The organism is Phaeovulum veldkampii DSM 11550 (assembly GCF_003034995.1).
GTDB lineage: Bacteria > Pseudomonadota > Alphaproteobacteria > Rhodobacterales > Rhodobacteraceae > Phaeovulum > Phaeovulum veldkampii.
This window is the reverse complement of record NZ_PZKF01000060.1, coordinates 1-9,649: the sequence shown is the minus strand read 5'-3', so window position 1 is coordinate 9,649 and position 9,649 is coordinate 1. Positions and strand designations below refer to the sequence as shown.

At 66.4% G+C, this 9,649-nt stretch carries 8 protein-coding genes; 2 read left to right on the top strand and 6 right to left on the bottom strand.

From position 1 onward, the window contains the following. Positions 1 to 140: 140 nt before the first annotated feature. From C5F46_RS16935 to C5F46_RS14930, 6 genes are all read right to left on the bottom strand, one after another. Complete coding sequence (locus C5F46_RS16935; protein WP_201161429.1) at positions 141 to 605, bottom strand: hypothetical protein; 465 nt, start codon at positions 603 to 605, stop codon at positions 141 to 143. Next, on the bottom strand, positions 578 to 1,849 hold the full coding sequence (locus tag C5F46_RS14960) for a recombinase family protein (protein ID WP_201161430.1): 1,272 nt from the start codon (positions 1,847 to 1,849) through the stop codon (positions 578 to 580). The genes C5F46_RS16935 and C5F46_RS14960 overlap by 28 nt, the downstream gene beginning before the upstream one ends. A 474-nt stretch (positions 1,850 to 2,323) precedes the next feature. Then, positions 2,324 to 2,653: a hypothetical protein gene (locus C5F46_RS14955; protein ID WP_107326129.1), complete on the bottom strand. Its 330-nt coding sequence runs from the start codon at positions 2,651 to 2,653 to the stop codon at positions 2,324 to 2,326. A 654-nt stretch (positions 2,654 to 3,307) separates the two neighbouring features. Then, the gene (locus tag C5F46_RS14940; protein WP_107326126.1) at positions 3,308 to 5,824 is read right to left on the bottom strand and encodes an AAA family ATPase; all 2,517 of its coding nucleotides are present in this window, start codon (positions 5,822 to 5,824) and stop codon (positions 3,308 to 3,310) included. A gap of 101 nt (positions 5,825 to 5,925) precedes the next feature. Further along, positions 5,926 to 6,489: a PDDEXK-like family protein gene (locus C5F46_RS14935; protein WP_107326125.1), complete on the bottom strand. Its 564-nt coding sequence runs from the start codon at positions 6,487 to 6,489 to the stop codon at positions 5,926 to 5,928. A gap of 77 nt (positions 6,490 to 6,566) precedes the next feature. Beyond that, entirely contained in the window at positions 6,567 to 7,085 is a 519-nt protein-coding gene (locus tag C5F46_RS14930; protein WP_107326124.1) for a hypothetical protein, read from the bottom strand. A gap of 121 nt (positions 7,086 to 7,206) precedes the next feature. On the opposite strand from C5F46_RS14930, the gene C5F46_RS14925 reads away from it, so the two are divergent. Together C5F46_RS14925 and C5F46_RS14920 are read left to right on the top strand one after the other, a co-directional pair. Beyond that, positions 7,207 to 7,374 carry a ribbon-helix-helix domain-containing protein gene (locus tag C5F46_RS14925; protein ID WP_107326123.1) on the top strand — a complete coding sequence of 56 codons (168 nt, stop codon included), beginning with the start codon at positions 7,207 to 7,209 and terminating at the stop codon, positions 7,372 to 7,374. Between the two features lie 189 nt (positions 7,375 to 7,563). Next, positions 7,564 to 9,649 (top strand): AAA family ATPase (locus C5F46_RS14920; protein ID WP_107326122.1); only part of this gene is annotated, 2,086 nt, incomplete at its 3' end.

Here is a 9,649-nt window from a genome sequence, read left to right as displayed (position 1 = left end):
TATGACGCTCGGATCATCGCAGACCGGATTGGAAACCGCACAGGAACCAGCTTCCAACTGGGCTTCGAGCGCCGGTTCTGATCAGGGATGTTCAGGAAATGCAGGGGCGGCCACGGGCCGCCCCTGCTTCGAATGAGATTTCAGGCAGCCCGATATCGCGCCAAACAGTGTTGAAATCCTGCCCCCGCAACCACCGTCACTTGCCTCACGCCCGTAGCTCTGCTGCGGGCGTTGGCATTTGTGCCCAAGCCCTCGTTACACAACGACAAAATCGCACCAAGCTCGCCCCGGAGTTCGATCAAGTGCCCGTTCGGCGCGTCCGGGTCCGGCGTCAGCGTCACTCTCTCGATCAGCCCGCGCAGCAGCTCAGCCGCTTCCGGCCGGGCCTCCGGATCGTTCAGGGCTTCTGCAAGGTCCGCGACTTTGCGGGCGTAGGTCTCGGCGAGGCCGGGGTGGATGGCCACGGGTTCCGGTTCGGGCAGGGCGGCCAGCTTCGCCTCCAGCTCTGCCCGTTCCGCTTCCAGCGCGTCCATCTTCGCCTTCATGCTCGGGTGAAACATCCCCTCGGTGATCGCCGTCACGATGTTCTCGATATCGCGCAGCACCTTCGCGAGGCGCCGTTCCTGCTCGCCCGGGTGGCCAGGGTCTCCCGCCGCTCCGCCTGCATCTCCTGCTGCCAGGTCGTGGTGTACTCCCGGATCAGCTCCGGGTGCATCAGCCGGGACTGCAACCCGTTCAGGACGCGGGGCTCCACGTCCTCCCGCGCGATCGTCTTCCTGTTGGCGCAGGTGCCCCGATTCCGGGCGGCCGAGCAGCCATAGCGCGTGTCGCTGATCATGATGTAACCGGCCCCGCAACAGCCGCAGGTCAAAAGGCCCGACAGCAGGTAGCGCGGGCGGTGGCCGCGTTCGATCTTCGGCGCGCCGGGGTCTTCCGCCCGTTCCGTCAGGATATCCTCCCGGATCGCGCCTTGCCGCTGTTTGACCCGGGTCCACAAGGCATCGTCGATGATCCGCAGGTGCGGGACCTCTTCGGTGATCCAGTCGGAGGCCGGGTTCATCCGGGCCTGCCGTTTGCCGCTGTCCGGATCCTTCACGAAATGCTGCCGGTTCCAGACCAGGCGACCCCGGTACAGGTCATTGTTTAGGATCCCCGTCCCGCGCTGCCAGTTCCCCGAGATCGTCGAGAAGCTCCACGTCCCGGATCCCTTGCCGCCCGAGCGGGGCGGGGCGATGCCGTCCCGGTTCAGCCCGATCGCGATCGACCGTGCGCTCAGGCCCCGGTCATATTCCGTGAAAATCCGCCGCACGACTGCCGCCTCGACAGGGTCGATCACCCGGTCCCCGGTCGTATGCGTTCCATCCGGCAGCGGCTGGCGGTCCAGCCGATAGCCGTAGCTGATCCCGCCAGCGGACTTGCCCTGCTTGACCCGGCCTTCAAGGCCGCGGTGCGTCTTCTCCGCGAGGTTGCGCAGGAAAAGGGCGGACATCGTACCGCCCAGCCCGATGTGCATCTCGCTGATCGCGCCCTCCGCCTTCGTGAAAATCTCCACCCCGAGAAAGCGCATCCGCTTGTGCAGGCCCGCGATGTGTTCCTGATCCCGGCTCAGGCGGTCCAGCGCTTCGGCCACCAGCACGTCGAACCGGCCCGTCATCGCCGCCTGCTGCATCGCCTGAAATCCGGGGCGCAGGTGCGTGGCCCCGCTGATCGCCTCATCCGCGAAGACCTCCACCACCTGCCAGCCCCGCTCCTCGGCCAACCTGCGGCAGATCCGCACCTGGTCGGTGATCGAGGCCGCCGACTGCATGTCCGACGAATAGCGCGCGTAGATCGCCGCGCGCAGTGCCATCTTCTCTCTCATCACCGCGTCCCTCTCTCTTCCGACCGTGCCCGCCGCGCATCCGCCCGCGCCAGCAGCCGCACCAACTCAACCAGCGCCGGGTGCGGCGGGGGCAGCGGCGCTCCCGGTCCCGGTGCTTCATGCACAGGCCCAGGCGTCGTCGCCTCAGCCCCGGGGACCTTCGTCTTCGGGGCAGGGCACGCCCCGCGCCCGGTCCCGTCTTCCGTCTCTCCCGTCCGGGCCAAGCCCGGCTCATGCTGCCTCCGCGCAGCTCCTTTCCGCGTCATTCATCATGGTCCCGCCCCTCCTGCGCCGCTTTCTTGGGCGCCATCGAGAACAAGATTGGCTGGAGCTTCTGCTCCACAGGCCCCACGGGCCCGTGACGCAAGATTACCCCAGACCCGCCCCCTCCGTCCCGCACCGAATACGGCCACCCGAAACGTTTATGTGGACAACCGGGAGGGCAGGGGGCTTTGGGCCCGCTTACGCGGGCCCAAAGAGGTCGCGCTGGCGGTCATCGGGCTGCGGGGTCTTCCGCTTCCTCCGCGACCCGATGAACAGGATCACGAGCAGGGTGACCCACCCCGATCCTGCCTGATTGCCCGCGTTCGTCTCGGGCTCGTGACCCTCGCACAGGCGCTTCGCGTAGCGCTTCAACGCCTCCGCGCGTGACGCGGGCACCCAGGCTGACACCCGGGTCATTCCCATCGCCTTTTTGCGATCCGCCGACGCCGCGCTGTACGCGCGGTGCGACGCCCGATAGTCCGCCCCACTCTTCTTGCCGATCCCCGGCCCCTTCTTGTCCTTGGCCATGCTGGCCCCCGCCGATCTGGTGAAACCCGAGCCGGCCTTCTGCCGCTCAACCGCGCAGTCTGCGCTTGACCGGAAATGTAAGGCCCGAAACGCCGTCGCGCTACGCCGCCGAAGCCCGCGCCCCGCGAAACATGTGGATACGCGGCAGCAGCTCGACACGATTGACGCCGCAGAAATCCAGCCGCACCGCCTCAGCACTCAGGTTTGCGCTGATGTGGGCGCTTAGGTCGGTGCTTGGGTCAGCGCTCAGGTCAGCACTGACCTCTGCGCTCAGGTCGGCGATGTCCTCAGGTCTGACCTCGGCGCTGACTGACAAAGGGGGGGGAGGGCAGACGCAAGCGGCCGCCATGACGCCGCCCCGCCCCCCGGATCACCGCACCGGTACATGCCGGCCGCGCGAACGGTCGCGCGGCACGGCCGAAAATTGACCGCAAAACCGGATCTTTTGGGGCGGGGGCGCTGTCCGGCGATGTGTCGGCCGGTGGAACAGGTTCCGATCTCGCCGCAGGCGGCGGTAGAACCGGGTGATCATCGGCAGATGACGTGTGCTCTCGGGCATGACTGTCTCCTTATACATAGTGTCTCGGGTAAGGGGCCTGGTCCCCGAACGGCGCGCCCCGCCCTCGGCACAGGGCGCGCCGCTTGCCGGGGCCGTCAGGCCGCAAAGGGCTGGGTAATGTCCGGGTCCGGTGCCCCGTTGTTGTTGTCGGCTCGGTCCTGACGGGTCCGCAGGTCGCGCGCCGACGGTGCATGCGGCTGTTCCGGCGCGAGGGTGAGAAGGGCGGCACCCCGGTGCCCGACCTGACCTGCGGAGGGGCTGACGATGCCGTCCTGATCGATGGGGTCCACAGTCACATGCCCCGATCCGGCCGCCGGCTCCGGCACGACCTTTGCGACCAGAGCCTCCAGTGCGGGTCCCGTGAGCAGGCTCGTCCGGACCAGCGCCGTAGCCATCTCTTCCAGGACGCTGCGGTTGGCCTCAACAATCCGCAGAGCGCGGGCTTGGGCCTCCTGGAGGCGGGCTTCAACCCGCGCCCTCAGGAACGGCTCGACGCGCAGGCGGGTCAGCACCGTCTCCGGATCTCCCAGCCAGAGGAGCTGCTCGCCCAGACCCAACGACAGCTCCAGCGTCGCCGCCGTCTGGGTTGCGCGAGCGAGGTCGCTGGTGCTGTCCCCACCGGCCCCACCCGACGGCTGGCCGAACACGACAAGTTCCGCCGCTCTTCCCCCCAGATCGATCGCGAGCGCGTCGATCAGGTCTCCCCGGCGTTGGCCGCGGCGCTCGAGGGACTGGCGGGTCACCCCTCCACCCCCCTGGATCGCAAGCATCTGCGGGCGGGCGACAGCGGTGGCGGCCCCGGTGACGGCATGGCCCGCCTCGTGCACCGCGATCTGCCAGCGCAGGGCGTCCGGCATCTGCGGGCGCAACTCGTTCAGGGCGGTCTCGAGGTGCTCCACGCCAAGCGGGCGCCACTCACGCCGGGCCAGCGCCCGGGCGGACCGGACCCAGGCTGCGATGTCTGCCCCGCTCATCCCCACAGCGCGGGCGGCGAGGCCGGTCAGGTCGATATCCGCCAGATCAGGCCACGCCTGCCACCGGATCGCGGCGGGGATCAGCTCGTGTGTCGGGTATCCAAGGCTGAGAACCTTGTCGAAGCGCCCGGGCCGACGGATCGCGCGGTCGATCCGCTCCGGATGATTCGTCGCGCCCATGAGGACCACTCCCTCGAGGCCGTCATATCCGTCCATTGCGGCCAAAAGGGCCGTCACCACATACTCGGTCCAGGTGCGATTGTTGTCCCCCACGCGGTCGCGGTCGCCGACCGCATCCAGTTCGTCAACAAAAAGGATCGAAGGGGCGTTGGCCGCAGCCTTGGCGAAGGCCTCGCGCATGGCCTTGACCACCTCCGACCCGCGGCCGCCTTCCGCGCTCCAGTCGGCGATCGAGCCGGAAATCACGTTGATGCCCGCGGACTTGGCGATGAGGCGCGGGACTTCCGTTTTGCCGCAGCCCGGCGGGCCGGCGAGGAGGAGGCCACGAGAGACGTCCTTCCACGGAAGCTCCCCGGCCTGCCAAGCGCGCAAGTCGGCGACCATTTGCTCGACCGGTTCGCGCACCTCCCGCGGCAGCGGGAAATCGGCCAGTCCCGGCCCCTCAGGGGTGCCGGGCGTCGTGGCCGCGACCAGGGCCGCGATCGCGCCGACCAAAGTCGGGCTGCGGAGCGCAAGGACCAGGTCCTCTGCCCCGATCCCCTTGCACAGAGCGTCTTCTGGCAGAAGGTCGACCCCGACCGTGCCACCCTCAAAGTCGCCCCCCGTATCGGGGTAAGCGTCAGTCAGGAGCCACGCCAGCATGGACCGGTCGAGGGGAGCGAGGTGGATCACCTGCGGCTTCAACGCGCGCAGCGCCGAGGGCAGGGTCCCGGCGGCCAGCGCCACCGCGACGATCGCGCGTCGCGTCTCCAATGTCGTCCGGAACATGGAAACCATCTGACCGACCGGGCCCACGCCGGACTTGCGGGCGTCCTTGGACAGTACCGTCTCTTCCGCGCGCATGGCGAGGGGAAGGGGTGCATCATCCGGCCAGAAGGGGGCGCGGGCGAGGAGATGCTCGAGCAGCTTGTAGACGGTCTCATCCAGACCGGGGCAGTTCACCGCGAGTACCGCTAGCGAACCGGGCGCGCTCAGGGCATGATAAAGCGCAGCGGGGCTGGGAAAGGTCGCGGCGAGCCGTGCCACCGCCAGCGCCGCCGATGGCCGCAGGGTATGGACCGGCGCCTCCTTGCCCGCCCCGTCAGCAAGAGGCGGCAGGGCATCCGCCAGCAGCTCGGCGGCGGCCTGGGCCGCCTCCGCCTCGACGAAATCCAAAATATCATCGAGGTCGGTCCGGGGCGCGGCGTGAGCAGTCTTGGCCGGGTTGGTCGGGGTCGCGGCCGGGGGCATGGCGGGCTTCGCCTGTTGCGTCCGTCCACCCAAAGAGGCCCGCGCGTCGGGGGCTGCCTTATGCGGCGGGTGGGTCGTGATGACGCCGGAGACCGTTGCCCATCCGGGATGCTCATGAACCAGGCTCTCGCGGATCGCTGCGGCGAAATCGCGCCACGCGGGCACGGCGGCCGTGTCGCCGTTGTTCGAGACGGTCGGGGCGATGGTCGGCGTGGTGGACTGCGGCATGGGAAGCCTCCAAAAAAGGTGACAAAGGGGAACCGGTCCGCCGCAACGGCGGGCCGAGGGTGTTCGCTGTTCCGGGAGTGAAGTCGGACCGGCGGAGCCGGTCAGGCGGCGAGGTCCAGGTCGTCGATCCAGTTGCCGGGAATGGCGTCGGTATGGCCCAGCCGCGCAAGCGCCGCGTCAAGGCTGCGGCGGGGATGCCGCCGAAGTTCCGGGATCTCGGAGGCATGGATGATCTGCCGAAGGTGCCAGTCCGCCGTGAACCTCACGACCCCCTCTGACAAGACCACCATGGCGAGAATGTCGAAGTCGCAGCTGTCATATGGACCGCGCCCTGTCGCGCCCCGTTCGCTGCGCTGCCTCAGGTTGAACACATAGTCACCGCAGGCCGTTACCGAATGACGGGTCTTGACCTGGATGCGGATCGGGGCGCGATCCGGGAGGATCAGCGCTCGATCGCAGCGCTCATGTTCCGGCATGGGAAAGACACGTTCCCCAAAGCGCATGAACAACGAGTCAACGAGAAGTTCAGCCGAAGCGCCCAAAAATTTTGCGTACCTGCACAGGTCCTCGGTCGTGATGTCCGGGTAACGGGCCAACGCGACACGGGCGTCACGGGTCTCAGTGGGGCGGGGCGGCATAGTCAGGCCGGGAAGAAAAGGCTGCATGAGCGTGCACCTTCATTAAAGGGAAGAAAACGCGAGGGGGCCGGGCCCCCTCGGAATGGCGCGCGGGGTCGGCCCGATCAGGCGGCCAGCGCCGGTCCGCAGGCGCCGTCGCCATCCGGGCCGGGTCCGCCGAAGTCCTGCATGGACATCAGAACGACGCAGCTGCGGAAGAAGTGCTGCTGTACGCGGCGCACCGCCCGCATCGTGGGGTGGGCTCCCTGAACCTCGAGAAGCTGGGCGTTCTGCATCAACGCGTCGGCCAGGTACACCCGGTCCTCGTCACACTCGATGGAAAGCAGCGTCTTCAGCGCCATAGCCATGAGGCGCAGCGCGCGGTCCGAAGGGCGCTCTTCGTGAAGGTCGATCACCGTGCTCAGGCTGGCGAGGAGAGCGTCGCGGGCCTGCTCCGCCTCGGCCAGCGCCGTGTCGAAGTTGGGGGCGAAGATGTCGGCGACCCCGCGCTGGAGAGGGCGCTCAGCCGCAATGCAGGCATCGAGCGAGCGCAGCAGCTCGGCAAAGCCGTAGCTGACTGCCGTCTGGGCGACGGTGATCCCTTCATTCGGGCGGCGGGGGGTGATACGGTCGGACTTGGTCATTGCGGTCTCCCTATAGATCGCGGTGGCAAGAGCGGTGGACAGGAAGGTGAGAGTTCTTGCCCCCGCTCGTCTTATATGTGATAATGCCATTATGATGTCAACATCAAAATGGTAAAATTCAATGGCGCCCCCTAAAAAAGATACAGAAGCCCTTACCCTGAGACTGGGCAGGGAGATGATCGAGGCGATCGACGCACTCAGACGCGACCAGCCCGATATTCCTACCCGCCCGGAAATGGTTCGACGGATCCTCCAAGCCTGGATCGAGCAGCACCCACCTAAGGTGTGAAATCGGTGTGGATCTGACTTTCGCCACCACGCGGATGCGCGCAGCACCCGCAAGGGGAGCGCAGCATCTGGCGCGGCCCGATCTCGTGCCGTTGGCCAGGCCGAACGAAGTGGGGACCCGTCGGCTTAGCTGGCCCCCGCTTGCGTGCTTCGATAAACGCAAGCATACTCGCCTTATAGGAGAGAGAAAATGGCCAAAGATCTATTAGGTTGGGCCGCAGAACAGCCCGACTGGGTGAAGGACAGCCTGCGACGGATCGCCATCTCGGCGGATTATTTAGTAGAGCAGGTGGATGCCGACTGCATCCTCGACAACGTGCGTGCCGCGGCTCGTGCTGACTCCTCCGTTCACCCAATGATTTCCATCGATGCCTCACATCTCGGCGGCGGATTTGGGGAGGCGAGGCGAACCGTGCTGGTGCAGCTCGGTCCGGTGCAGAACATCGACCGGCTCGCCGGTGGCCAGAAGCTGCGCATGGCTGCAGTGGGTATCACACTGGTGTATGGGGAGAACGGGAGCGGGAAGAGCGGATACACACGCATTGCCAAGCGGCTGTGCCGCAGCCTCACCGCGGACCAGCTGCGGGGGAACGTCTTCGATGCCACCGGCGGGCCGATGCGGGTGCAGGTGCGCTACAAGATCGGCGACGATGCGGTGACCGACATCGAGTGGGATCCCGCGACCCCCGCACCCTCACAGCTCCGCCAGATCTCAGTTTTTGACAGTCACAATGCCCGACTCTACGTCGATGGCGAGAACAGGATCGCCTACCTCCCCCGCGAAATCGCAATCCTCGAGCACCATGGCGAACTTTGCCAGAGGATGGCCGCGAAGTTCTCCGAGGAAGAGAAGGACCTCGCATCGCGGCTGCGCGTCCCGCTGCCCGCGGGCTACACCTCAGGTAGTACTGTCTCGTTGACGCTCGCCAAACTTGATCCAAAGGATTCTTCGCTGCCGACCGAGGATGAACTTCGCAAGCTATCTGAACTTTCCACGACGGAAATGGAGGAACTCGACCGACTGGAGGCAGAACTCGCCGCCGATCCTGTCGCCTTGGCGGCGACGCGCCGCCGCGCCGTCGCAGTGCTGAAGCGTGTGTGCGAAGTGCTGGGTGGCCTTCGAAATGGGCTTTCTGAAACTGTTGGCGCGGCGATCGCATCCACACGGCGGGAGCTCGTCCAGGCTGAAGAGGCTGAGAAGATCGCAGCATCCGCCACCTTTGCGGACGAACCCGTCGCGAATGTTGGCAGCCAAGCGTGGCGCATCCTGTTCGAGGCGGCGCGCAAGTTCGCGGCCGCTGGAATGGAGTCAGCGCCCGAGCGTCTACCGGAGACGACCGGCGACCTCTGCCTCCTGTGTCTCGAGCCGCTCACCTCGTCTGGCGCCGCTCGACTAGCGCGCTTCAACGACTTCGTGAGTGGTGAGGCCACAAAGCGCGCCGACGCTGCGCGCAAAGCCCTTCAGGAGCTTCTTGCGCAAGTCGAGCAGGTCAAAGTGCCCGACGTTGTGATCGTCGAAGAGAGCCTAGCCGCCTACGGCCAACTCAACGCCACGCGTGCGGACACCGTAGTCGAGATCATTAGGATCTTGCGCGAATTCGAGACGAGGCGAACCACTCTGCTGAACGAAACTGCGAACCCGGCGCCCGCTCCGGATGTCGCCGCGATCATCACGACGGCATCTGCCGAAGTCGCCTGCCTAGAGGAGGAGGCCGTGTCGCTCCAGCAAAGCGCCTCCCACACCGAAGCGCTGGATGCCATGCGGGCGCGGCTCGCTGAACTCAAGGACCGTGTAAAGCTCGCGAACGACCTCGAGACGGTCCTTCAGCGTCTTTGGGACGTCGTGGAGAAAAGATCGCTGGCGAGCTGCCAGACACAAGTGGCGACACGTTCGATCTCGACGCAAATCACCGCCCTGCGCAAACAGCTCGTGACCGAGGAGTTGGAACGTCGAATAGCCGAGGAGATCGGCTCGCTTGACCTCAACCACCTTCCGTTCAAGGTCAGCGACTCGAGTTCGGGCGGCAAGAGCCTGTTCTCGGTGGGTCTTCAAGGTGCCGGTGCCGTGAAGAACAACCAGGTCCTTTCTGAGGGTGAGCAGCGAGCGCTGGCGCTCGCCTGCTTCCTAGCCGAGATCGGAGGCTATGACCCGCGCTATGGTATCATCATCGACGACCCAGTGTCCTCGCTCGATCACCTGCGCTTACGCAAGGTCGCCCAGCGTCTGGTCGCCGAGGCGAAGAAAGGGCGTCAGGTCATTATCTTCACGCACAACC

Coding starts and splice junctions, on each gene's coding strand:
- C5F46_RS14940 (WP_107326126.1), bottom strand. CDS start 5,824: ATGCCGCAGTCCACCACGCCGACCATCGCCCCGACCGTCTCGAACAAC.
- C5F46_RS14930 (WP_107326124.1), bottom strand. CDS start 7,085: ATGACCAAGTCCGACCGTATCACCCCCCGCCGCCCGAATGAAGGGATC.
- C5F46_RS14925 (WP_107326123.1), top strand. CDS start 7,207: ATGGCGCCCCCTAAAAAAGATACAGAAGCCCTTACCCTGAGACTGGGC.
- C5F46_RS14955 (WP_107326129.1), bottom strand. CDS start 2,653: ATGGCCAAGGACAAGAAGGGGCCGGGGATCGGCAAGAAGAGTGGGGCG.
- C5F46_RS14960 (WP_201161430.1), bottom strand. CDS start 1,849: ATGGCACTGCGCGCGGCGATCTACGCGCGCTATTCGTCGGACATGCAG.
- C5F46_RS14935 (WP_107326125.1), bottom strand. CDS start 6,489: ATGCAGCCTTTTCTTCCCGGCCTGACTATGCCGCCCCGCCCCACTGAG.